Genomic DNA, 24451 nt, shown 5'->3' on the forward strand with positions numbered 1-24451 from the left:
GTTTCTAGGATTATTTCAATGTTGCCAAAATAATCTGTTCTGGATCCACGTGTAACCACACATCTTGTCCCACTTTCCAACCATCTTTGCTATGAATGCTCGCGCAAAATTCAATTGAGCTGTCCTTTATTTGCACAATGGCTTCTTCATTCTGCATTGAAAGAATCGTCGCTTGAAAAAGGTTATTTTTTTCTTCTAATGGGGTGGCGCTAATTTTCACCCAAGGGGCTTTAAACATGACCATCACTTCTTTTTCAGTAATAAGTCTGAGACGCTCAGCACTGCGCATTGTGATTGAAACATGTAATGGATGAGGCAAATCCTGAATGTTTACTGCAACAATGCAGCGAGAGTCCACAATATGTTGACTTGCAACCTTACCAAAAAATTGATTGCGTGCGCTACTTTGTAAGGAGAATTTTGCCGTTGCTGAAAGGAGACTGTTTAGCGGGATCGTCTCATCTTGCAGAATATGAAAGGCGTGCTCTTGCGTTTGTTCGAGCAAATCATAAAGCTGCAGTAAACGCTCGGCATAAGTGGTTAATGAGGTACCGCCTCCATTTTTCCCACCGATATTACGTTCTAAAAGCGGTTTTGGGCTGATTTTATTCATTGCCTCAAGGTGATCCCAAGCACTTTTGTAGCTTACTTTGGCGTTTTTGGCTGCTTGGTTGATTGAGCCACATTCTTTAATTTCTTTTAAGAGGCGAACACGTTTTGGATCAATAAATAATTCTTGATGAAGTTTGATCGTCAGTAAAATTTCAGTTTGTTTCATCATCTCCTCCTAATACACAATTCTGTTTATTTTACTTGATCTTTAAGTTTTTCTGTATGCTTATTTAAAAATTCAAGTTATAATTTACCCGTAGTATATTTTTTTATATATAGTTTCATTTATATAGGAGATAAATAATGAAATTAACTAAATTTGCAACCGCACTTTTAATTGCGGGTATGGGGGTATCTTTTGCTGCATCAGCAAAAGTGACTGTGTTTGCTGCCGCTTCAATGACTGATGCGTTACAACAAATTGCAGATCAATACCAAACTGAAAAGCCAAATAATACCGTCGTTTTCTCTTTTGCTTCTTCTTCTACCCTTGCAAAACAAGTTGAAGAAGGTGCACCAGCAGACTTATTTATTTCAGCTAGCAACAAATGGATGAAATATTTATCAGATAAGAATCTTACTGTTAAAGAGACTGAGAAAGTCATAGCTGGCAACGAATTAGTGTTAATTGCACCAGCCAAAAGTGCCACTAATTCAGTAGATATTGCAAAAGGTGAATGGATCAAAGGTTTAAAAGACAGCTATTTATCTGTGGGTGATCCTGCGCATGTTCCTGCAGGACAATATGCTGAAGAGTCATTAACCAAATTAAATTTATGGGATCAAGTTAAAGATAAGTTAGCGCGTGCGAAAGATGTGCGTGGTGCGTTAGCCTTAGTTGAACGCGCTGAAGCCCCTTATGGTATCGTGTATAGCACTGATGCAAAAGTGAGTAAAGACGTGAAAGCAGTAGGTGTATTCCCGAAAGACAGTTATAAACCAGTTGAATATCCCGTTGCGATTTTAAAAGATCATGACAATGCGGATACCCGTGATTTCCTTAATTACTTAGAATCGAGTGCAGCGAAAAAAATATTTGTTGAATATGGTTTCTCTGTGAAATAATGAGCTCAGACTTTATAAAGAAAGGACAGGCAACTGTCCTTTTTGTTATCTCTAAAGAAATTTCGTCATATCGATATATACACAAGGAAATATTTTGCTCTCTTGGTTTCAATTAAGCCCGATGGAATGGGATGCGATTCACTTAAGCATGAGTGTCGCATTGAGTTCTATGCTTTGGAGTTTGCCCTTCGCAATTTTTATTGCTTGGTTACTGGCTCGTAAGGAATTTTATGGTAAGTCGCTGGTTACAGGAATTATTCATCTGCCTTTGGTGTTACCGCCGGTAGTAATCGGTTATTTATTATTAGTCGCCATGGGACGTAATGGCTTTATTGGCAAGTATTTATATCAATGGTTTGGCTTATCCTTTGGCTTTAGCTGGAAGGGGGCAGTATTAGCTTCAGCGGTAGTGGCATTTCCATTGGTCGTACGAGCGATACGTCTTTCCTTAGAAAGCATCGATTTTAAGTTAGAGCAAGCCGCACAAACGCTTGGCGCTTCGCCTTGGCGAGTCTTTTTTACAATCACGTTGCCTCTTTCTTTACCTGGCGTATTGGCAGGTTTAGTATTAGGTTTTGCACGCTCTTTAGGAGAGTTTGGTGCGACTATTACTTTCGTTTCCAATATTGCGGGTGAAACTCAAACCATTCCTTTAGCAATGTATTCGTTTATCCAAACACCTGGCGCAGAAGCACAAACTGCACGCCTTTGCTTGTTTGCGGTGATCCTTTCATTAATTTCCTTATTGCTTTCCGAAGCCTTAAGTAAACGGATGCAGAAAAAATTGGGGCAGGGCGATGCTACACATTAATGTACAACAACAATTAGGTCGCCTGACTTTGCGAGCGGATCTCCAGCTACCAACACAAGGTGTGACGGCTATTTTTGGTTTGTCAGGTTCGGGTAAAACCTCATTGATTAATTTAGTGAGTGGTTTAACTCATCCTGATCAGGGATTTATTCGTTTAAATGACCGCACTTTGGTCGATGTGGAGAACGGTGAGAATCTCCCCGTGCATCAGCGCAAAATTGGCTATGTATTCCAAGATGCCCGTTTATTTCAGCATTACAACGTCAAAGGCAATTTACGTTATGGCATGAAGAATGTCAGCCGTGAAGACTTTGACTATATCGTTCAGCTACTTGGTATTGAACCGTTACTCAAACGCTATCCTCTGACGTTATCGGGTGGCGAAAAACAACGTGTGGCGATTGGACGAGCCTTATTGACAGATCCTGATATTTTGTTAATGGATGAACCTCTTTCAGCTTTAGATGTGCCTCGCAAACGTGAGCTTATGCAATATCTGGAAAGTCTATCCAAAGAAATTAATGTGCCGATTTTATATGTGACGCATAGTTTGGACGAATTATTGCGTTTGGCCGATCGTGTTGTGCTGATGGAAAACGGCAAAGTAAAAGCCTATGACACCTTAGAAAATGTGTGGAACAGTCCGTTATTTGCTCCTTGGAAAGGCGAATCGGAACAGAGTAGTGTATTGGCGTTGCCAGTATATTTACATAATCCAACTTATAAAATGACCGCACTTTCTTTAGGCGAACAACAGCTTTGGATCAACGAAGTGCATCATCAAGCGAATGAAAAAGTGCGCGTCTGTATTTATAGTTCCGATGTGTCACTCACTCTCAGCAAGCCAGAGCAAACGAGTATTCGCAATATATTACGAGGGCAAATCGTACAAATCGTTCCGCAAGAGAATCGCATTGATATTGCGGTGTTGGTGGAAGGGCATAAAGTTTGGGCAAGTATCAGTAAATGGGCGTTTAATGAATTGCATTTTGCTCAAGGCATGGATGTTTATGTACAAATAAAAGCCATTTCTGTCGTGTAAAGTCATTACTTATAAAATAAAAGTGCGGTCAATTTCAAAATAGTTTTAAAATTGACCGCACTTTCTGTTTAGGATTACTTACCTAAGTTATCAAAGAATTTCTTCACACCGTCTAAAAAGCTTGAAGATTTCGGGCTATGAGATTTTTGCCCTTTCAAACTTTCTTCCAGTTTTTCTAATAATTCTTTTTGTTCTTTATTTAAGTTGACTGGTGTTTCAATCACCACGCGGCAAATGAGATCGCCTGCGTAGCCGCTACGTGTAGAGATCACCCCTTTACCACGCATACGGAATAGTTTGCCTGTTTGGGTTTCCGCAGGAATTTTGAGTTTCACTTTACCGTCTAAAGTTGGGACCTCAATTTCACCCCCTAACGCTGCCATTGAGAAACTGATTGGCACTTCGCAGTAGAGGTTGTTTCCATCACGTTCAAAGATATGATGTTCTTTAACGTGAATCACCACATATAAATCGCCTGCTGGCGCACCATTTTCACCCGCTGCGCCTTCACCGCTTAAACGTAATTGATTGCCGGTATCCACACCTGCTGGAATTTTAACGGACAGGTTTTTCTTCTTGTGAACACGACCTTCGCCATGGCAGCTTTTACATGGTTTTTCAATTTTCTTACCAGAACCATGACAAGTCGGACAAACCGCTTCAGTTACGAAGAAGCCTTGTTGACGACGAACACGACCAGAACCATGACAGCTTGGACATGTTTCAACTTTTGAGCCTTTTTCTGCACCAGAGCCATCACAGCTATCGCAGTGAGCAAGCGTATTGATTTGGATGTCTTTGGTTGTACCTTTTACGGCTTCTTCTAACGTAATTTGGATGTCATAACGTAAATCTTCACCACGCACTACGCGCTGACGACCACGTCCGCCACCGCCGAAGATATCGCCGAACATATCACCAAAAATATCACCAAAATCAGCGCCACTGAATCCGCCACCGAAGCCACCGCCTCCCATGCCACCTTGTTCAAAGGCTGCGTGACCGTATTGATCGTAAGCCGCACGTTTTTCTTTATCACCTAAAATTTCATAGGCTTCTTGGATTTCTTTAAATTTTTCTTCTTTGGCTTTATCACCTTTGGTTCTATCAGGGTGATATTGCATGGCGAGTTTTTTGTAAGCACGTTTAATTGCTTTTTCATCTGCGCCACGTTCAACACCAAGAACGTCGTAATAATCTTTCTTTGCCATAATGTTTTCGTTTTCCGTTTAAAAATATAAATTTAAAAAATTTTATTTTGTTATTGTGTGGTACTGCATAACAACATACCTAACAATAAAAATGATGCCGAAGGCAGAAATATCAAGGGTAAATACGTTAATTTATACTTGTTTTTGTTTGCTTACTATTAAGATAAGTAAACAAATAAAAATAAGCGATAAGCTGAACGCTTTTATCTCTCTATTTAAAGTGGCAGGCAATTTGCCTGCCTTATAATACTTATTTCGCTGCAGCGAATGCTTGTTCTAAGTCAGCTAAAATATCTTGAATATTTTCAATACCGCAAGAAAGACGAATAAGTCCTGCAGAAATACCAACTTGTTCTAGTTCAGCTTCACTTAATTGGCGATGTGTTGAAGTCGCTGGATGTAACGCACAAGTACGAATATCGGCTACGTGTACTTCACGTGAGATCATTTGTAACGCGTTTAACCATTTTGCCGCGGTTTCTTTGCCACCTTTAATCTCAAAGGAAATGACACCACACAAGCCATTAGGTAAATATTTTTGTTTGAGTGCATAGTATGGTGAGCTAGATAAGCCAGGGTAATTCACTTTAGCGACTTGCGGATTTTTTTCTAAAAACTCGGCTACGGCCTGTGCATTTTCATAATGACGTTGCATACGAAGTGCTAGGGTTTCCATACCTACATTCAATAAGAAACTATTTTGTGGGGCAGGCGCTGCACCTAAATCACGCATTAATTGAACACGCGCTTTGACAATATAAGCCGCAGGGCCGAAGGTTTCTGTATAAACTAAACCGTGATAAGTTTGGTCTGGTGTGCTTAGTTGCGGATATTTACCGTTATTCCAATTAAAGTTACCACCGTCTGTAATTGCACCACCAAGGGCAATAGCATGACCATCTAAATATTTAGATGTGCTGTGAATGACCACATTCGCGCCAAATTCGATTGGACGACAAAAATAGGGGGTAGCAAAGGTGTTATCAACTAATAATGGCGCCTCTGCAGCTTTTGCTAAGGCAGCAAATTTTTCAATATCTAACACTCGTAAAGCGGGGTTAGCAATGGTTTCAGCAAAGACCGCTTTTGTATTTGGACGGATTGCTTTTTTGAGTTCTTCAAGTGGTAAATCTTGATCTACAAAAGTCACTTCAATACCCATTTTTTTGAATGTGTGGGCAAATAAATTGTAGGAACCGCCATACACATAAGAAGAGGAAATGAAGTGGTCGCCCGCTTCTAAAATATTTAACATTGCGTAGAAAACAGCAGATTGGCCTGAGGCAGTACACATTGTTGCGACGCCACCTTCAAGTGCGGTAATTTTTTCTTCCGCTGCATTAGTTGTTGGGTTTGCTAGGCGAGTATAGAAATAACCTGCAGCTTGTAAATCAAATAACTTACCAATTTCTTCTGCAGAATCGTAGGTATAAGTTGTGCTTTGCACGATAGGTTGAACACGTGGCTCACCGTTTTTAGGGCTATAGCCAGTATGGAGGCATTTCGTTTCGAATTTCATTGTTTTTTCCTTTAGTTGTGTTTGTTTTGGGGATAAAGTGCGATCGTTTTTTATAAAATTTTATGCACTTTGAGTTTAGCAATGAGGTTCAACAGCGATATAAATTTCTACCAAACCATCAGGGTGGTATTTTTCAAAATCTACCGAATAAGCCCGCTTAAGTAAACCTTGTTGTTCTTTTTTCCAGATCAGTTGCCATGTTTGATAAATTTCATCTACTTTGCAACGAAAAACTTCGTAGAAACTCAAATCTTCAATTTCAATCACCGGGATATCTGTTTCTAATGCTACTTCACTTGCAATCGCAAAATCATAGTCAGCTTGGTAATTCGTAGCATAATTAAAATAAATGCCATAACAACAGTGACCTTGTGGTAGTTTATTGAGGTTGTTTTGCCAAAGGGACGGGATTATCTCATCTGCTATGTTATTATTTAAGCGTTGTTGTACGATTGGGTAGAGTTTTAATGCCATTTATCCTCCTGGTTTATTTTTCCTCACTTCACTTTTTCAAATAAAGTCAGGAAAAATGGCATTTAATGAATATGCCAAAAGGGCGTATTGCTACGCCCTTCGATTTGGGTTCAAGTGAAATTATTTATTATCTTTCACTTCTTCAAACTCTGCATCAACAACATCATCATTTGGATTGCTGTTGCTTTGAGCTTGTTGTGCATTACCTTGTGGTTGTGCAGCTTGAGCAAGTTTTTGAGCAACTTCTGCAAGCGCTTGAAGTTTAGCTTCGATTGCTGCTTTATCTTCGCCTTTCGCTGCAGTTTCTAAATCGCTTAATGCGCTTTCAATTGCAGCACGATCTTCAGCTGGAACTTTATCACCGGCTTCTTCTAATTGTTTACGTGTACTGTGTACAAGATGATCCGCTTGGTTGCGAGCTTGTACTAATTCTTCAAATTTACGGTCTGCTTCAGCGTTTGCTTCTGCATCGCGAACCATTTGTTGAATTTCTTCATCACTTAAACCAGAAGAGGCTTTGATAGTGATTTGTTGTTCTTTACCCGTACCTTTATCTTTCGCAGAAACGTGGATGATACCGTCAGCATCGATGTCGAAGGTTACTTCAATTTGTGGCATACCGCGTGGAGCCGGGTTGATGCCTTCAAGGTTGAATTGACCTAAAGATTTATTCGCTGATGCTTGTTTACGTTCACCTTGTAATACGTGAATGGTTACTGCACTTTGGTTATCTTCTGCTGTTGAGAATACTTGTGATTTTTTAGTTGGAATCGTAGTATTTTTCTCAATTAAGGTAGTCATCACACCACCCATGGTTTCGATACCTAAAGATAATGGTGTTACGTCTAACAATAATACATCAGTTACATCACCTGCTAATACACCACCTTGAACAGCTGCACCGATAGCAACTGCTTCATCTGGGTTCACATCTTTACGAGGTGCTTTACCGAAGAATTCTTCTACTTTTTGTTGTACTAATGGCATACGGGTTTGACCGCCCACTAGGATAACATCATCAATTTGTGATGCACTTAAGCCAGCATCGTTTAATGCAACTTTTACAGGTTCAAGTGATTTAGCCACTAAATCTTCTACTAAAGATTCTAATTTAGCACGAGTTAATTTAATGTTTAAGTGTTTAGGACCTGTTGCATCTGCCGTGATGTAAGGTAAGTTCACATCAGTTTGTTGTGCAGAAGAAAGTTCAATTTTTGCTTTTTCACCTGCTTCTTTTAAACGTTGCATTGCAAGTGGGTCATTACGTAAATCAACGCCTTGTTCTTTTTTGAACTCATCTACTAAGTAGTTGATTACACGGTTATCAAAGTCTTCACCACCTAAGTGAGTATCCCCATTGGTTGCTAATACTTCAAAGGTTTTTTCACCACCCACTTCATCAATTTCGATGATAGATAAGTCGAATGTACCACCACCTAAGTCATATACAGCGATAGTTTTGTTGCCTTGACCTTTATCTAAACCGTAAGCTAATGCTGCAGCTGTTGGTTCGTTGATAATACGTTTAACTTCTAAGCCTGCGATACGACCTGCATCTTTTGTTGCTTGACGTTGAGCATCGTTAAAGTAAGCAGGAACAGTGATTACCGCTTCAGTCACTGGCTCACCTAAGAAATCTTCTGCAGTTTTCTTCATTTTTTTCAATACTTCTGCAGAGATTTGTGGAGGCGCAAGTTTGTCACCTTTTACATTTACCCAGGCATCACCATTGTCTGCTTTAGTGATTTCAAATGGCATAATGTCGATATCACGTTTTACTTCAGCATCGTCAAAGCGACGACCGATTAAACGTTTAATCGCGAATAATGTATTTTTTGGGTTGGTCACTGCTTGGCGTTTTGCCGGTTGACCCACTAAAATTTCGTTATCATTTGTATAAGCGATAATTGACGGGGTAGTACGATCGCCTTCTGCGTTTTCAATTACGCGTGGTTTATCACCATCCATTACAGCGACACAAGAGTTTGTTGTACCTAAGTCAATACCAATAATTTTTCCCATGTTGTTACTCCTAATTAAATTTTAAATTCGTTGTAAATTGTTACGATGAATAAGATGTGGATACTTTTTCGCATTTCAAGAGGCAAGATTTAAAATTTTTTCTTCCTTTTAAAGTGCGGTCATTTCCGTTCTTGTTTTACAAAATAAGTCCAGCTGAACAAAGTTCAAGGGGGAAATATAAAATTATTTTGAAAAAATAAGAAAAAAATTGTGATTTGTGGTAAATTGCCGACAATTTTAATCATCTATTAATTTAACAAAGGAATCTAAATGAAAAAATCAGTTGTAGCATTAGGCGTAGTTGTAGCTCTCGGTGCAGTAAGTGTCGGTGGTGCGTGGTTTACCGGGGAAAAAGCACAAACTGAATATTTACGTCAAATTGAATTAGCAAATAAACAAGCTCAAACTTTAGGCTTATCGGATTCATTTAAAGTTGTTTATCAAAATAAACAGTTTGAACGCGGTTTCTTTACCTCTCAAGTAGAAGATGAAGTGGTTATTTCTTTACCTAAAGAAGGGAAAGTATTCACTATTCCCCTTTCAACTAAACTTTATCATGGCCCATTTCCGCTTAATCAGCTAGAAAAATTTAACTTTGTACCAACGATGTTTTCAGCACAAGGTGTGATTGGTAAAAATGAAACAACCCAACCTTTATTTGATTTACTTAAATCAGATAAGCCAGTTCAATATCAAGCCTCTACTAGCTATAGCTTAGCAACAAAAGGTAAAGTTGAACTAGCTGCTGGGGAAGTGACAGATCCAAATTCTCCACAAAATAAAATAGCGTGGTCAAATATCAATATTGGTTTTGATGTAGATAAAGATCGTGCGGGTAAATATGACATGACCTTAGACGAAGTGACTGCTGATTTAGGACCTAATAGTGCAGATGGGGAAGAGAGCCAGGATGGCACTGCGGTTAAATCAGTAAAAACAAAGATGAAGGGCATGAAATTAGACGCTTCATTCAATCCTACAAAATGGGCTTATATTTATACGGGGAAAGGTTCTTATACTACAGAAAGCTTCGAAATGACAAGCACTGACTATGCTGGAAAAACGACTTCTCTTATTGAAAAAGGCTTAAAAGCCACATCTGATATTTCACTTAATGGTGATTTTGTAAACTTAAAAAGTGAAAGTGCAGTAGATTCATTTGTTCTAGATGGAAAAGAGCTAGGAAAATTAACTAACAATAGCGAGTTAAATCATATTGAAGCAAACGCAGTAAATGCTTTGATTGAAGCTGTTTTCACTGTCTTTAAGTCAGTCAGAGATGATAAAAATGTGAATGATGAAGTGGTATCTGAAATTTTAAGTTCATGGGTTGAAAATCATGGTATGGCTATTTTTAATAATCAACCTCAAATTAAACTCAATCCTGTGTCAATTTCAGATGATCAAGGCAAAGTGTCATTAGATTTAAATGTGGCGCTAGCGAAAGATCCGAAATTTGATTTAATGGCGGGGAGTTTATATAAACAGTTTACAGATTTTGCAGTGAATATTCATGTAGATAAAGCAACTGCAGAAAAACTTATGACACAATTAGATCCAGAAGCAGATAAAGCGTTGATTAAAGCACAAATTGAAGAGCAAGCTAAGCAAGCGGCAGCACAAAATATTGTGGTGAATAATGATAAAAATGTGACGCTTAACTTAGTGCTTGAAAAAGGCGAACTCAAACTTAATGGTCAAGTGATTCCAGAAGAGCAAGTTCAAGGCGTATTATTTATGTTAATAATGGGCGCAGCAATGCAGGGTAAATAATTAACGAATAAATAAGCAGAAAGGAGATAAAGTGATTTATCTCCTTTTTTATTTGGTTAATTTAAACGTGCTTTTAAATATCCTTCATAATCGGGAATATCAATATTGATTTCTTGATCAAATAAACTTGATGTTAAAAGGAAATCGGCTGTGCTTTGATTAATCGCCACCGGAATATTCCAGACGGTTGCAATACGCATGAGCGCTTTTACATCAGGATCATGTGGCGCGGCATTCATCGGATCCCAAAAGAAAATCATCATATCAATTTTTTTCTCAGCAATTAGTCCACCGAGTTGTTGATCGCCTCCCATCGGGCCACTTAATAGTGAGGCTATTTTGAGTCCCGTTTCTCTTTCTAATAGATGGCCTGTTGTACCAGTTGCATAAAGTTGATGGGGCGCGAGTGCTTCTTTGTGTTTTTTTACCCAATTGAGCAGATTTTGTTTACAGCTATCATGTGCAACGAGCGCTATTCGTTTATGAGAAAAGATTGGGCGAGTTGTCGTGTTCATATTTTGTCCTCTAAAAAGCTCAAAAGCATACGAACACTTTAGATCAAAGCGGGTAGGGAATGCAATATATAAAGTATGCTTTAACTTAAACCTAAAAATCCTTTAAAAATGACCGCACTTTTAATCACAAGTATGGAAATAACAGGAAGAAAACCGCAAGAACAGTCAAAATCTACTATCTTTCTTGCAAAAAATCTTCTAAAATTTACAAAATTTGTTAAATGTTTGTAACATTGATTAACAAGCTTGATTTTCGTGTTTGGTCATGACCAAACTTTATTTTCACTCAGTAAAATAAGGAAAGACTATGTCAGATACCTTAGTAAACGATATTGACCCAATTGAAACACAGGATTGGTTGTCAGCTGTTGATTCATTAATTCGTGCAGAAGGCGCAGAGCGTGCGCATTACATCATCAATCAGGTGATTGATCAGGCACGTAATGGTGGTGTGAACATTGCAAAAGGTGGCGTAACAACCCCTTATGTTAATACCATCCCACTTTCTGAACAACCAGCATACCCAGGTGATAAAGCTATTGAGCGTCGTATTCGTAGTGCTGTACGTTGGAATGCGATCATGGCGGTATTACGTGGCCAGAAAAAAGATCTTGAATTAGGTGGTCACATTTCAACTTATCAATCTGCTGCAAGTATGTATGAAGTTTGTTTTAACCACTTCTTCAAAGCAGCGACTGATAAAAACGGCGGTGACTTAGTCTTCTTTCAAGGCCACGCAGCACCAGGTATGTATGCTCGTGCATTTGTTGAAGGTCGTATTACTGAAGAACAAATGAATAATTTCCGTCAGGAATGTGAACCAGGAAAAGGTCTTTCTTCTTACCCACACCCGAAATTAATGCCTGAATTCTGGCAATTCTCAACTGTATCTATGGGTTTAGGCCCTGTAAATGCGATCCGTACTGCTCGTTTCTTAAAATACTTAGACAACCGTGGTTTAAAAGACACCAAAGATCAAAAAGTGTATGCTTTCCTTGGTGATGGTGAGATGGATGAAATCGAAGCAAAAGGTGATTTAACATTCGCAGCACGTGAAGGCTTAGATAACTTAATCTTCGTTGTAAGCTGTAACTTGCAACGTTTAGATGGTCCAGTAACGGGTAACGGCAAAATCGTTCAAGAATTAGAAGGTTTATTTGCTGGTGCAGGTTGGGAAGTGATCAAAGTCATGTGGGGCTCTGGCTGGGATAAATTATTTGCAAAAGATACTACCGGCAAATTAACCCAATTAATGATGGAAGTAGTTGACGGCGACTATTTAACCTTCAAATCTAAGAATGGTGCATACGTTCGTGAACACTTCTTCGGTCGTTACCCAGAAACCGCTGCATTAGTAGCAGACATGACAGATGATGAAATCTGGGCATTAAGACGTGGTGGTCATGATTCAGAAAAACTTTATGCTGCATTCCATAAAGCTCAAACTGCTGGTAAGCCTGTTGTGATTTTAGCGCACATGATTAAAGGTTATAAAATTCCTGAAGCAGAAAGTAAAAACACTGCGCACCAATCGAAAAAAATGTCTCTCGAAAGCTTAAAATCTTTCCGTGATCATTTCCAATTAGATATTAAAGATGAAGATATTCCTAACTATCCATACATCACTTTCCCAGAAGGTTCGGAAGAGTACAATTATCTTCACGGCAGACGTAAAGCGTTAAACGGTTATTTACCAAAACGTTTACCAAAATTCACCACTGAATTTAAAGTGCCATCATTGGAAGAATTTGCACCATTATTGGAAGAACAGGCTCGTCCAATTTCAACTACAATGGCATTTGTACGTTTCTTAAATACCTTATTGAAAGATAAAGACATTGGTAAACAAATTGTGCCAATTGTTGCTGACGAAGCGCGTACTTTCGGTATGGAAGGATTATTCCGTCAAATCGGTATTTACAACCCACATGGTCAAAACTATGTGCCTTCTGACCGTGACTTAGTGGCGTACTACCGTGAAGCGAAAGATGGTCAAGTATTACAAGAAGGTATCAATGAATTAGGTGCAGCATCCTCTTGGTTAGCGGCAGCGAACTCATACTCTGTAAATAACCTTCCGATGATTCCATTCTTCATCTACTACTCAATGTTTGGTTTCCAACGTGTGGGTGACTTAATGTGGGCAGCAGGTGACCAATTAGCACGTGGTTTCATGATCGGTGGTACTTCTGGCCGTACAACATTAAATGGTGAAGGTTTACAACACGAAGATGGTCACAGCCATATTCAATCTCTTGTTATTCCTAACTGTGTATCTTATGACCCAGCTTACGTTTATGAAGTGGCAGTTATCCTACAAGACGGTATCAACCGTATGTACGGTGAAAAACAAGAAGATGTGTTCTACTACATCACCACATTAAACGAAACTTACGAACAACCAGCAATGCCAAAAGGCGCAGAAGAGGGGATTCGTAAAGGTCTTTATAAATTTGAAACCGTTGAAGCGAAAGGCAACAAAGGTCATGTTCAATTATTAGGTTCAGGTGCAATCTTCCGTCATGTTCGTGAAGCAGCACAAATCCTTGCAAATGAATATGGCGTAAGCTCAGATGTATATAGCGTGCCTTCATTCACTGAAGTCGCTCGTGAAGGTGCGGATGCAGTACGTTGGAATATGTTACACCCAACAGAAACACCACGCATACCTTACATTGCACAAGTAATGAACGATGCTCCAGCTGTTGCAGCAACTGACTACATGAAATTATTTGCAGAACAAGTTCGTGCCTTTATTCCAGCACAAAGCTATCACGTATTAGGTACTGACGGTTTCGGTCGTTCAGACAGCCGTGAAAACTTACGTGAACACTTTGAAGTGGATGCACGTTATGTTGTGGTTGCAGCATTACATGAGCTTGCAAAACAAGGCAAACTTGATGCGAAAGTGGTGGCTGATGCAATCGCGAAATTTGGTTTAAAAACTGAAATTTTAAATCCGCTTTACGCTTAATAAAAATATCCTGTGTGTGAAAGCACACAGGAACATCTACAAATAAAGTGCGGTTGATTTTAACTGCGTTTTTTAAAGGTAAGATAACATGTCAAAACAAATTCAAATTCCTGATATCGGTAGTGATGAAGTTACCGTAACAGAAGTGATGGTGAAAGTAGGTGATACCATTACCGAAGATCAAAGCATTATTAATGTTGAAGGTGATAAAGCTTCAATGGAAGTACCCGCACCAGAAGCCGGTGTGGTAAAAGAAGTATTAGTAAAAGTGGGTGATAAAGTCACAACTGGCACACCAATGCTTGTTTTAGAATCGGCTGATGCGGCAGCACCTGCTCCAGCTGCAGCAGCACCTGCGCCGGCAGCCGCACCTGCAGCTGCAAGTGTCGTTGAAGTTAATGTACCCGATATCGGTTCAGACGAAGTAAATGTGACTGATATTATGGTGAAAGTAGGCGATACCGTTGAAGTTGACCAATCAATCATCAATGTTGAAGGTGATAAAGCTTCAATGGAAGTGCCTGCTCCTGTTGCTGGCGTAGTAAAAGAAATTTTAATCAACGTGGGCGATAAAGTTGTTACTGGCAAATTAATCATGAAATTTGAAGTGGCAGGTGCAGCACCAGCCGCAGCGCCTGCTCAACAAGCTTCGGCACCTGCAGCAGCACCGACAGCTTCAGCGATTAAAGAAGTGAATGTACCTGATATCGGTGGCGATGAAGTTAACGTAACTGAAATCATGGTTGCCGTTGGTGACAGCGTTTCTGAAGAGCAATCTTTAATCACCGTTGAAGGCGATAAAGCCTCAATGGAAGTGCCAGCTCCGTTTGCGGGTGTGGTAAAAGAAATTTTAGTGAAATCAGGTGATAAAGTTTCAACTGGTTCATTAATTATGAAATTTGAAGTGGCAGGTGCCGCACCAGCGCCTGCAGTAGCTCCTGCTGCGGCAGCTCCAGCTCCTCAAGCAGCACCTGCAGCAGCGCCGGCAGCACAATCAGGTAATGTGTCTGGTTTAAGCCAAGAACAAGTTGTAGCAAGCGCAGGCTATGCACACGCAACACCGGTAATTCGTCGCTTAGCGCGTGAATACGGTATTAACCTTGATCGCGTAAAAGGTACGGGTCGTAAAGGTCGTGTTGTGAAAGAAGATATTCAAGCTTACGTGAAAACTGCTGTTAAAGCGTTTGAAACAGGCACTGTATCTTCTGCAGCAGCGGGTAATGGTGTGGCAAACGGCGCAGGCTTAGGCTTATTACCATGGCCGAAAGTTGACTTCAGCAAATTTGGTGAAGTAGAAGAAGTTGAATTAAGCCGTATCAACAAAATCTCTGGTGCGAACTTACATCGTAACTGGGTAATGATTCCACATGTTACTCACTTCGATCGCACAGATATCACCGATTTAGAAGCATTCCGTAAAGAACAGAATAAGATTGTTGAAAAACAAAAATTGGATGTGAAAATTACACCAGTTGTGTTCATTATGAAAGCGGTAGCGAAAGCATTAGAAACGTTCCCACGTTTCAATAGCTCTATCTCTGAAGACGGACAAAAATTAACACTTAAAAAATACATTAACATTGGCGTAGCGGTAGATACACCAAACGGTCTCGTTGTACCTGTATTTAAAAACGTGAATAAAAAAGGTATTATCGAACTCTCTCGTGAATTAATGGAAATCTCCAAAAAAGCACGTGACGGTAAACTTTCAGGTTCTGATATGCAAGGTGGTTGTTTCACCATTTCAAGCTTAGGTGGTATTGGTACAACTCACTTTACACCAATCGTAAATGCACCTGAAGTGGCCATCTTAGGTGTGTCTAAATCAGAAATGCTACCAGTATGGAATGGTAAAGAATTTGAGCCACGCTTAATGCTTCCATTGTCATTATCTTTCGACCACCGTGTGATCGATGGTGCTGATGGTGCTCGCTTCTTAAGCTATATCAATGGCGTATTAGCTGACTTACGTCGCTTAGTGATGTAATTAACGCGGTAAGATGTGAGTGATTAGGCTCACATCTTACAGAAAGGATCGCAAGTGCGGTCAAAAATTTGAACGTTTTTACGAGGTAAAAATGAGTAAAGAAATTAAAACCCAAGTTGTGGTACTTGGTGCTGGTCCTGCAGGTTATTCAGCGGCATTCCGTTGTGCGGACTTAGGTTTAGAAACAGTACTTGTTGAACGTTATTCAACATTAGGTGGGGTATGTTTAAACGTAGGTTGTATCCCTTCTAAAGCATTACTTCACGTAGCGAAAGTCATTGAAGAAGCGAAACATGCAAGCAAAAATGGTGTGTATTTCGCAGAGCCTCGCATTGATTTAGATGAAGTACGCGCAGGTAAAGAAGCGGTTGTGGCTAAATTAACAGGTGGTCTTGCAGGCATGGCTAAACAACGTAAAGTCACCGTTGTTGAAGGTTTAGCGGCGTTTACCGATCCACATACATTAGTAGCACGTGATCGTGATGGTAAACCAACCACAATCAAATTTGATAATGCGATTATCGCAGCGGGTTCTCGCCCAATTCAATTACCATTCATTCCACATGAAGATCCACGTGTTTGGGATTCAACGGATGCACTTAAATTAAAAGAAGTACCGAAAAAACTTTTAATCATGGGCGGTGGTATCATCGGTTTAGAGATGGGTACCGTATATGATGCATTAGGTTCTGAAGTTGAAGTGGTTGAAATGTTTGACCAAGTAATTCCTGCGGCAGATAAAGATGTGGTAGGTATTTATACCAAACAAGTTGAGAAAAAATTCAAGTTAATGCTTGAAACTAAAGTGACTGCAGTTGAAGCAAAAGATGATGGTATCTATGTTTCAATGGAAGGTAAAGCATGCAACGATACTAAACGTTATGATGCAGTATTAGTCGCAATCGGTCGTACACCAAACGGTAAATTGATTGATGCAGGTAAAGCAGGCGTTGAAGTGGATGAGCGTGGTTTCATTCATGTTGATAAACAAATGCGTACCAATGTGCCTCATATCTTCGCAATCGGTGATATCGTTGGTCAACCAATGTTAGCGCACAAAGGTGTTCACGAAGGTCACGTTGCGGCAGAAGTGATTGCAGGACAAAAACATTACTTCGATCCAAAAGTCATTCCTTCAATTGCTTATACTGAACCAGAAGTGGCTTGGGTAGGTAAAACTGAGAAAGAATGTAAACAAGAAGGTTTAAACTACGAAGTGGCTAAATTCCCTTGGGCTGCTTCAGGTCGTGCGATTGCTTCAGAATGTGCTGAAGGTATGACCAAATTAATCTTCGATAAAGATACTCATCGTATACTTGGTGGGGCAATCGTTGGATCTAACGGTGGTGAATTATTAGGTGAAATCGGTCTTGCAATCGAAATGGGTTGTGATGCAGAAGATATCGCATTAACGATTCATGCTCACCCAACACTTCATGAATCTGTAGGTCTTGCGGCTGAAGTATTTGAAGGTTCAATTACCGATCTTCCAAATGCAAAAGCGAAGAAAAAATAATCAAATTTAATCCTTTTAAGGGCTGCTCATTGAGCAGTCCTTATTTTTTTGAGATCCCACTCACAAAATTGCATAAAAATTCAATAAAAACTGGCGGGCATAATGACTTTTTGATAAAATCCGACCAGTTTTATTTTTATATTTTTTTATTATTTAAAAGCTATGTTAAAGAAGATTTTGATTATTGTAGGTTTGGCTGTTTTGACAACAGCCTGTTCCAACGACTCGGGGCAGGCGCGAAACGGCATGATTAGTGAAAGTGATGATGCTGAGTTAACTGGACTGATTGCCGGTTTAGATGGAAAAAAAGGGGGCGTTTACCCTAAATTAAGAACTAACCGTCCTAAATCAGGTTTAATTGGTGATAAAGCGCTTGCTCAAGTTTATAACGAATGGGTTGGTACTCGTTATAGAATGGGGGGCACTTCAAAACATGGTATTGATTGCTCTGCATTTATGCAAACTGCTTTTCTCGATGCTTACGGCATGGAACTTCCACGTTCAACCTCAGAACAACGCTATTTAGGTCGCCAAATCCAAAAACATGAATTACGTAAAGGTGATTTAGTGTTCTTCCGTCGCAACAATCATGTTGGCGTTTATATTGGTAATAACCAATTTATGCATGCAAGTTCAAGCCAGGGCGTAACAATTAGCTCATTAGATGAAGATTACTGGTCAAGAACTTATACACAATCTCGTCGTGTGATGTAATGACAATTTTATTTCAATAAAAAAGTGCGGTTAATTTTAACCGCACTTTTTCTTTATTTAGATTATCTGATTATAGACTTAAGCTGCAAATTTCATTAAGTCTCTTCTTGGTTTCATTTGATGGATTGTATTCGTCACTGTGCCAACTAATGGAAGGTTTGTCCATTGTGTTGTTTTAATATTTTCCACTTTAGAATCTAATGCCATGAATACAAATTCATTACCGCTTATGCCGGCAAATTCATAAATATGGAATTCGTCTTGTTTTTCTAAAACGACAAGATCACCAATGAAAAGGCTGTCATTTTTTTCAACCACTAACATATCGCCCATTTCAATTCCCCAAGCAAGCATATTCGGATTGGTAACACGAATAAAGCAAGTTTGTTGTGGACGTTTGATGCAATAAAGGTTGAGATCTAATTTTTTATTAAATGTCGATTTACTTTCAACATCATTGAAAAATGGCATAGGATGATAAGAAAACGTCATATCATTTTGTGCAACTGTATTTGCGTAGTTCATCATCTTGTGTTCCTTTTAGTTAATGAGTTTTTAATCAGTGGTTGTTTATACAGGGTAATATACTGTGGTTAGATACAGTATGTCAATAGGGCATAGAAAAAATTTTTTTATAGGCGAAAATTTTAGAAAAAATTCATTCCTAGCTTAAAAAGTTCAATTTTTTAGCAAAATAATAAAGAAAAAATTTTCTTTTAAATAAAATTTGAGCTATCTTTATCGTGTTTCGGTGGATCGTAACGATCTGAAGTTCAACTTAATCTTCATTTAAAACTATTATGAATACATCACGTTTATTTCATTTTTTGTTCCAAGGTAATTTGGTAAAACGAATTGCCGTTGGTTTGGTACTCGGGATCCTTGTTGCGTTGGTGAATGAGAGTGTAAAAAATTCAGCAGGTATTGATCTTGCATCTAGCTTTGGTGTGCTCGGTCAAATTTTTGTTAAAGCATTGCGTGCCGTTGCACCAATTTTAATTTTCTTCCTTGTTATGGCAGCACTCGCTAATAAGAAAGTGGGTTCTAAAAGCAACATGAAAGAAATTGTCGTGCTTTATCTTTTGGGTACTTTCTTAGCGGCTGTGGCTGCAGTAATTGCAAGTATGACATTCCCATCAGATGTAGCTCTTGCAGTAAAAGAGGATGCGAGTTCAGCGCCTCAATCTGTTGGCCAAGTGATGCTTGCTTTAGTATTGAATGTGGTGGATAACCCATTAAATGCAATTTTCAAAGCAAACTTTATCGGTGTTTTAGCGTGGTCTATCGGTTTAGGTTTAGCCCTTCGTTATGCATCAGATGCAACTAAACAAGTGGTGGCTGATTTTGCAGAAGGCATTTCTAAAATCGTTCATGTGATTATTTCATTTGCACCTTTCGGTGTATTCGGTTTAGTGGCTGAAACATTATCTGACAAAGGTTTATCTGCGTTAGGTGGATATGTTCACTTATTATTCGTGTTAATCGGTACAATGCTATTTACTGCCTTTGTACTTAATCCAATTCTTGTTTATTGGAAAATTCGCCGTAATCCATATCCATTAGTGTGGACTTGTGTACGCGAAAGTGGTGTAACGGCATTCTTTACACGTAGCTCTGCAGCAAACATTCCTGTAAACATTGAATTAGCAAAACGCTTAAATCTTGATGAAGAAACCTATTCTGTGGCAATTCCATTAGGTGCAAATATCAATATGGCGGGTGCGGCAATTACCATTACTGTATTAACCTTAGCTGCTGTTCATACATTAGGCATCGAAGTATCTTTCATCAGTGCGGTGTTATTAAGTATTGTGGCGGCGCTTTGTGCATGTGGTGCTTCTGGTGTGGCAGGTGGTTCATTATTATTAATCCCATTAGCTTGTAGCTTATTTGGTATCAGTGATGACATCGCGGCACAAATGATCGGTGTAGGTTTTGTGATTGGTATCTTACAAGACTCAACAGAAACCGCGCTAAACTCTTCAACTGACGTATTATTTACTGCGGCAGTATGTATGGAAGAAGAGCGTAAAAACGGTTAATTAAATTAATCTGACAAGGCGGGCAAATTGCTCGCCTTTTGTTTTTAAAGGAAAGAGAATGACACTTTTAATTCAGCAAGCAAAATTTGAGCTTCATCAAAAACAAACCTTAAACTTACCGCACTTTGCGATTGAGCCACGACAATATTGGGTTGTGGTAGGCAGTAATGGGAGTGGAAAATCAGCGTTTGCTCTCGCTTTGCAAAATGAATTGTCTTTGCAGGAAGGGAAGTATCATAATTCCTTTCAACGGGTTCAATCCTTCTCTTTTGAAAAACAACGTGAAATTCTTGAAGCCACATTAAAGAATTTAAATAATGATGATACCGATCCAGATTTTTTTGGTAAAACCGCAAGGGAAATGATCTTAAATGGCAGTTCATCGCTAGATTTTTGCGAAGAGATTGCAGAAAAATTAGGGATTACTTATCTCTTAGAGCGTTTCTTTATCAAACTTTCCACCGGGGAAACGCGTAAAGTGTTATTGGCACAAGCGTTATTACAAAAGCCCGACCTATTAATTTTAGATGAACCTTTTGAAGGGTTAGATCAGCAATCTGTGCAAGATTGGATGGCGATGCTGAACGAACTAAAAAAAGAATGTGCAATCGTTCTGATCGTTAATCGTCTAGCTGATATTCCGGCTGAAGCGACTCATTTAGCTATGTTGGAAAATTTAGAGTTAGTATTAGAAGGTGAACGCCAATCTATTGAGCAACAAAGTATTTATCAACAATTAGTTTATGCGGAGCAATCTGTTGATGTGGCTTTGCCTGAACCAGCCTCACCATTACTAAAACTACCTGAAGACCAACCGCACTTTGAGCTTAAAAATGTCACGGTCCAGTATGGCGATAAAGTCATTTTGGAGCATTTAAACTGGGTTGTTCAACCTCATCAAAATTGGTGGATTAAAGGACCAAATGGTGCAGGAAAGTCAACCTTACTTTCTTTGATTACAGGTGATCACCCGCAAGCATTTGCTAATCATGTGGTGATCTTTGGTAAACAACGTGGTTCAGGCGAAACGATTTGGGATATTAAACAAAAAATTGGTTACGTAAGTAGCCAACTGCATTTAGATTATCGCGTGAATTGTTCTGTATTGGATGTCATTATTTCGGGCTTTTTTGACAGTATAGGGATTTATCAACAGGTGCCAGAGGCAATTCGTTTGAAAGCCATGCAGTGGTTAGCTCGTTTAAATCTAACTCATTTAGCAAAAACGCCATTTCGTTCACTTTCTTGGGGGCAGCAACGTTTGCTTTTAATCACACGAGCGATGGTGAAACATCCGCCTGTTTTAATTTTAGATGAGCCTTTTCAAGGGCTTGATGGGTTAAATCGCAAGTTAGTAAAACATTTTATCGAACAACTGGTAAATAATAGTGAAACGCAGCTTTTATTTGTTTCTCATCAAGATTTAGATGCCCCGAATTGCATTACGCATCTTTTTGAATTTATAAGAGAAAACGATAAATATATTTATGTACAAAGTGCGGTCTAATTTGATAGACTTTTCTTATATTTCCTCATCATTAAGGAGCAATCTATGGAAGGCTTATCTATTGCCGCAATCGTCTTTATTGTATTAGTTGTTGTAGTGCTATTTTCGGCACTTAAAACTGTACCGCAAGGTTATAACTGGACGATTGAGCGTTTTGGACGTTATACCCACACCTTAATGCCTGGCTTGAACTTTGTGGTCCCATTTGTGGATCGTGTTGGTCGTAAGATCAATATGATGGAACAGGTATTAGATATTCCCTCACAAGAAGTTATTTCTAAGGATAATGCGAACGTATCCATTGATGCGGTTTGTTTCGTCCAGGTGATTGATGCTCGCAGTGCAGCTTATGAAGTGAATCATTTAGAACAGGCGATTATCAATTTAACCATGACCAACATTCGTACCGTGCTAGGCTCGATGGAATTGGATGAAATGCTTTCTCAACGTGATTCCATTAATGGTCGTTTATTGGCAATTGTGGATGAAGCGACCAATCCTTGGGGGATTAAAGTCACCCGTATTGAAATTCGCGATGTGCGTCCACCACGAGAATTGATTGATTCCATGAATGCGCAAATGAAAGCGGAACGTAATAAACGCGCGGAAGTGTTGGAGGCAGAAGGTATTCGTCAGGCAGAAATTTTACGTGCAGAAGGGGAAAAACAAGCCCGAATTCTGAAAGCGGAAGGGGAGCGTCAAGAAGCCTTCTTACAAGCAGAAGCGCGTGAACGTGCAGCAGAAGCGGAAGCGAAAGCAACTCAAATGGTATCAGAAGCGATTGCCAGCGGTGATACCAAAGCGATCAATTACTTCATCGCACAAAAATACACAGAAGCCTTAAAACAAATCGGTGGTTCACCAAATAGCAAAGTGGTCATGATGCCGCTTGAAGCCGGTAATTTAATCGGCTCGGTAGCGGGCATTGCTGAACTGTTAAAAGGCGACAAAAAAGCGTAATTTCCTAAAGTGCGGTTAAAAATGACCGCACTTTTTCTCTCAAGGAGTTGATATGGCAGATTGGTTAACAACTTGGTCGGTTTGGCATTGGTTGGTATTAGGTTTTGTATTGTTAATTGCTGAAACCCTTGTACCCGGCGTGTTTTTATTATGGTGGGGCTTGGCTGCGATTGTGACGGCAGGCGTGATGGCGTTGGTGCCAAGTTTATCCTTAACCGTGTTAGCTGTTTTTTATGCGATTTTAGCGATTATATTCTCGTTGCTCTGGTGGAAATATCAACATAGCAAAGATAATCAGGACCAATCACGTACAACTTTAAACCAACGAGATCATACTTTGTTAGGTAAAAAAGGCACGGTATTAGAAATTGGTTCTAATGGGATTGGTCGTGGTGCCTTTGGCGATACCACATGGCGTATTCAAGGTGAGCATTTAGCGGTGAATGATCTAGTGGTGGTAGAACGCGTTGATGGCATTACACTGTTAGTTAAAAAGGTAACAGAATGAATCATTTAATTATTTTTGCACATCCCAATAGCCAAAAAAGTTTTGGTCGTGCTATCGTAGATCGCGTTGTAAAAGCAAGCCAACAACTTGGTGTTGAAACCCATTTGCGCGATCTTTACACCATGGAATTTAATCCGATTATTTCCTTTGAAGAATTACAATCGGCGAATAAAGGGATTATCCCAGCGGAAATTCAGCAGGAACATAATTTTATTCGCCAAGCAGATTTGATTACGATGGTTTATCCTTTATGGTGGATGGGTTTTCCAGCGATGCTAAAAGGCTATTTGGATCGTGTATTAAGTCATGGTTTTGCTTATAAAACAGAAAATGGCGAATCCAAAGGTCTGCTTCAAGGTAAAGCGATGCAACAATTTATCACTATTGGTAGCAGCGTAGCAAAATATCAAGAATACGGCGTGGATAAGTCCCTCAATCATTGTTTGATCAATGGTTTATTTAATTATTGTGGTATTGAGAATGTGGATTACACTTTGTTCGGTGATATTCATATTATCGATAATGCTGCTCGCCAAGCGATGCTTGATGAAGCCGCCGAAAAAACAACGGCAAAATTGACCGCACTTTTAGCTCAATCGTGAGCACAATCATAGGAAAGCAAACAGATGTCAGAAACTCAAGTGAATAATTTTTCTTTAATAAGCCGCCTATTTGGCAATTTATTTTATCGCAGCCCTACGGATCCCATTTTGAGTGGGGTATTTGATTGGTTGCAGCAACAAGGTTTAAGTCAAGTGTGGGCACTTTCTACGGATAAAGAAAGCGAAGCGGCCATTGATAATTTACAAATGAAAATTGATTTAACGTTGCTTGATCAAGAATATCAAAAATTGTTTGGACCAAACGGTAACGTACCAAAGGCTATTTCAAGTTATGATATGGATGTACAACGTTTTGTGGATTTTCGTCATGCGCGTAATGTGCCTGAAGCAGAGAATGTGGATCATTTTGCCTTGTTATTGCTTACGGCTTCTTGGTTAGAAGACAACACGGAATCGCTATCTGCTCAACAAGATTTATTCGGTGATTTCTTATTACCTTGTGCAGCGAAATTCTTAACCCAAGTGGAAACTTATGCAACACTTCCTTTCTATCGTTCATTGGCGTATTTAACCCGTGAAATTCTTGCGGCAATGGCTGATGAATTAGAAGAAGGCGAGTAGTTTTCATCAATAGAA

At 39.4% G+C, this 24451-nt stretch carries 21 protein-coding genes; 14 read left to right on the forward strand and 7 right to left on the reverse strand.

Annotation, left to right across the window (positions count from 1 at the left end; translation table 11 throughout):
- Nucleotides 1-10: 10 nt before the first annotated feature.
- Nucleotides 11-778, reverse strand: coding sequence for a TOBE domain-containing protein (locus tag HMPREF2750_RS00475; RefSeq protein WP_070582160.1), 768 nt, complete (start codon nt 776-778; stop codon nt 11-13).
- A 134-nt stretch (nt 779-912) separates the two neighbouring features.
- On the opposite strand from HMPREF2750_RS00475, the gene modA reads away from it, so the two are divergent.
- The 3 genes from modA (at nt 913) to modC (ending at nt 3530) form a co-directional block, all read left to right on the forward strand.
- Entirely contained in the window at nt 913-1677 is a 765-nt protein-coding gene (gene modA / locus HMPREF2750_RS00480) for a molybdate ABC transporter substrate-binding protein (protein WP_083304568.1), read from the forward strand.
- A 94-nt stretch (nt 1678-1771) separates the two neighbouring features.
- The gene (gene modB / locus HMPREF2750_RS00485; RefSeq protein ID WP_261660547.1) at nt 1772-2488 is read left to right on the forward strand and encodes a molybdate ABC transporter permease subunit; all 717 of its coding nucleotides are present in this window, start codon (nt 1772-1774) and stop codon (nt 2486-2488) included.
- Nucleotides 2475-3530 (forward strand): molybdenum ABC transporter ATP-binding protein ModC, encoded by a 1056-nt coding sequence (gene modC, locus HMPREF2750_RS00490; protein WP_070582163.1) that lies wholly within the window; start codon nt 2475-2477, stop codon nt 3528-3530. Before modB ends, modC begins: the two co-directional genes overlap by 14 nt.
- Nucleotides 3531-3604: 74 nt before the next feature.
- Here modC and dnaJ read toward each other — a convergent pair whose 3' ends face one another.
- From dnaJ to dnaK, 4 genes are all read right to left on the reverse strand, one after another.
- Nucleotides 3605-4741 (reverse strand): molecular chaperone DnaJ, encoded by a 1137-nt coding sequence (gene dnaJ / locus HMPREF2750_RS00495; RefSeq protein WP_070582164.1) that lies wholly within the window; start codon nt 4739-4741, stop codon nt 3605-3607.
- A 250-nt stretch (nt 4742-4991) separates the two neighbouring features.
- Complete coding sequence (locus tag HMPREF2750_RS00500; protein WP_070582165.1) at nt 4992-6260, reverse strand: O-acetylhomoserine aminocarboxypropyltransferase/cysteine synthase family protein; 1269 nt, start codon at nt 6258-6260, stop codon at nt 4992-4994.
- Nucleotides 6261-6335: 75 nt separating this feature from the next.
- Nucleotides 6336-6734, reverse strand: coding sequence for a GyrI-like domain-containing protein (locus tag HMPREF2750_RS00505; protein WP_070582166.1), 399 nt, complete (start codon nt 6732-6734; stop codon nt 6336-6338).
- A 120-nt stretch (nt 6735-6854) separates the two neighbouring features.
- Nucleotides 6855-8756, reverse strand: a complete 1902-nt coding sequence (dnaK, locus tag HMPREF2750_RS00510) for a molecular chaperone DnaK (protein ID WP_070582167.1) — start codon at nt 8754-8756, stop codon at nt 6855-6857.
- Between the two features lie 270 nt (nt 8757-9026).
- Here dnaK and HMPREF2750_RS00515 point away from each other — a divergent pair, with 270 nt between their 5' ends.
- Nucleotides 9027-10529, forward strand: a complete 1503-nt coding sequence (locus HMPREF2750_RS00515; RefSeq protein WP_070582168.1) for a YdgA family protein — start codon at nt 9027-9029, stop codon at nt 10527-10529.
- Between the two features lie 56 nt (nt 10530-10585).
- Here the strand turns inward: HMPREF2750_RS00515 and mgsA are convergent, their stop codons facing one another.
- Nucleotides 10586-11044: a methylglyoxal synthase gene (gene mgsA / locus HMPREF2750_RS00520; RefSeq protein ID WP_070582169.1), complete on the reverse strand. Its 459-nt coding sequence runs from the start codon at nt 11042-11044 to the stop codon at nt 10586-10588.
- 307 nt (nt 11045-11351) lie between these two features.
- Between mgsA and aceE the strand changes: the two genes are divergently transcribed.
- The 4 genes from aceE (at nt 11352) to HMPREF2750_RS00540 (ending at nt 18235) form a co-directional block, all read left to right on the forward strand.
- Nucleotides 11352-14018 carry a pyruvate dehydrogenase (acetyl-transferring), homodimeric type gene (gene aceE / locus HMPREF2750_RS00525; RefSeq protein WP_070582170.1) on the forward strand — a complete coding sequence of 889 codons (2667 nt, stop codon included), beginning with the start codon at nt 11352-11354 and terminating at the stop codon, nt 14016-14018.
- Nucleotides 14019-14106: 88 nt separating this feature from the next.
- Nucleotides 14107-16005 (forward strand): pyruvate dehydrogenase complex dihydrolipoyllysine-residue acetyltransferase, encoded by a 1899-nt coding sequence (gene aceF / locus HMPREF2750_RS00530; protein ID WP_070582171.1) that lies wholly within the window; start codon nt 14107-14109, stop codon nt 16003-16005.
- Nucleotides 16006-16096: 91 nt separating this feature from the next.
- Complete coding sequence (gene lpdA, locus HMPREF2750_RS00535; protein ID WP_070582172.1) at nt 16097-17521, forward strand: dihydrolipoyl dehydrogenase; 1425 nt, start codon at nt 16097-16099, stop codon at nt 17519-17521.
- Nucleotides 17522-17683: 162 nt separating this feature from the next.
- Nucleotides 17684-18235 (forward strand): NlpC/P60 family protein, encoded by a 552-nt coding sequence (locus tag HMPREF2750_RS00540; RefSeq protein ID WP_070582173.1) that lies wholly within the window; start codon nt 17684-17686, stop codon nt 18233-18235.
- A gap of 78 nt (nt 18236-18313) precedes the next feature.
- Here HMPREF2750_RS00540 and HMPREF2750_RS00545 read toward each other — a convergent pair whose 3' ends face one another.
- On the reverse strand, nt 18314-18763 hold the full coding sequence (locus HMPREF2750_RS00545; RefSeq protein WP_083304569.1) for a LexA family protein: 450 nt from the start codon (nt 18761-18763) through the stop codon (nt 18314-18316).
- Nucleotides 18764-19035: 272 nt separating this feature from the next.
- Here HMPREF2750_RS00545 and sstT point away from each other — a divergent pair, with 272 nt between their 5' ends.
- Genes sstT through HMPREF2750_RS00575 form a run of 6 tightly spaced genes read left to right on the forward strand, consistent with a single transcriptional unit; the run spans nt 19036 to nt 24436 of the window.
- A complete protein-coding gene (gene sstT / locus HMPREF2750_RS00550; protein ID WP_070582174.1) occupies nt 19036-20277 on the forward strand; it encodes a serine/threonine transporter SstT in 1242 nt (413 codons plus the stop codon).
- 58 nt (nt 20278-20335) lie between these two features.
- Nucleotides 20336-21784 (forward strand): molybdate ABC transporter ATP-binding protein ModF, encoded by a 1449-nt coding sequence (gene modF / locus HMPREF2750_RS00555; RefSeq protein WP_070582175.1) that lies wholly within the window; start codon nt 20336-20338, stop codon nt 21782-21784.
- A 45-nt stretch (nt 21785-21829) separates the two neighbouring features.
- Complete coding sequence (locus HMPREF2750_RS00560; protein ID WP_049366068.1) at nt 21830-22744, forward strand: SPFH domain-containing protein; 915 nt, start codon at nt 21830-21832, stop codon at nt 22742-22744.
- 52 nt (nt 22745-22796) lie between these two features.
- Nucleotides 22797-23252: an NfeD family protein gene (locus HMPREF2750_RS00565; protein WP_070582176.1), complete on the forward strand. Its 456-nt coding sequence runs from the start codon at nt 22797-22799 to the stop codon at nt 23250-23252.
- Nucleotides 23249-23854: an NAD(P)H-dependent oxidoreductase gene (locus tag HMPREF2750_RS00570; RefSeq protein ID WP_070582177.1), complete on the forward strand. Its 606-nt coding sequence runs from the start codon at nt 23249-23251 to the stop codon at nt 23852-23854. Before HMPREF2750_RS00565 ends, HMPREF2750_RS00570 begins: the two co-directional genes overlap by 4 nt.
- Nucleotides 23855-23878: 24 nt before the next feature.
- Nucleotides 23879-24436 carry a TorD/DmsD family molecular chaperone gene (locus HMPREF2750_RS00575; RefSeq protein ID WP_070582178.1) on the forward strand — a complete coding sequence of 186 codons (558 nt, stop codon included), beginning with the start codon at nt 23879-23881 and terminating at the stop codon, nt 24434-24436.
- Nucleotides 24437-24451 lie beyond the last annotated feature (15 nt).

The sequence above is a fragment of the Haemophilus sp. HMSC066D02 genome, assembly GCF_001810545.1.
GTDB lineage: Bacteria > Pseudomonadota > Gammaproteobacteria > Enterobacterales > Pasteurellaceae > Haemophilus_D.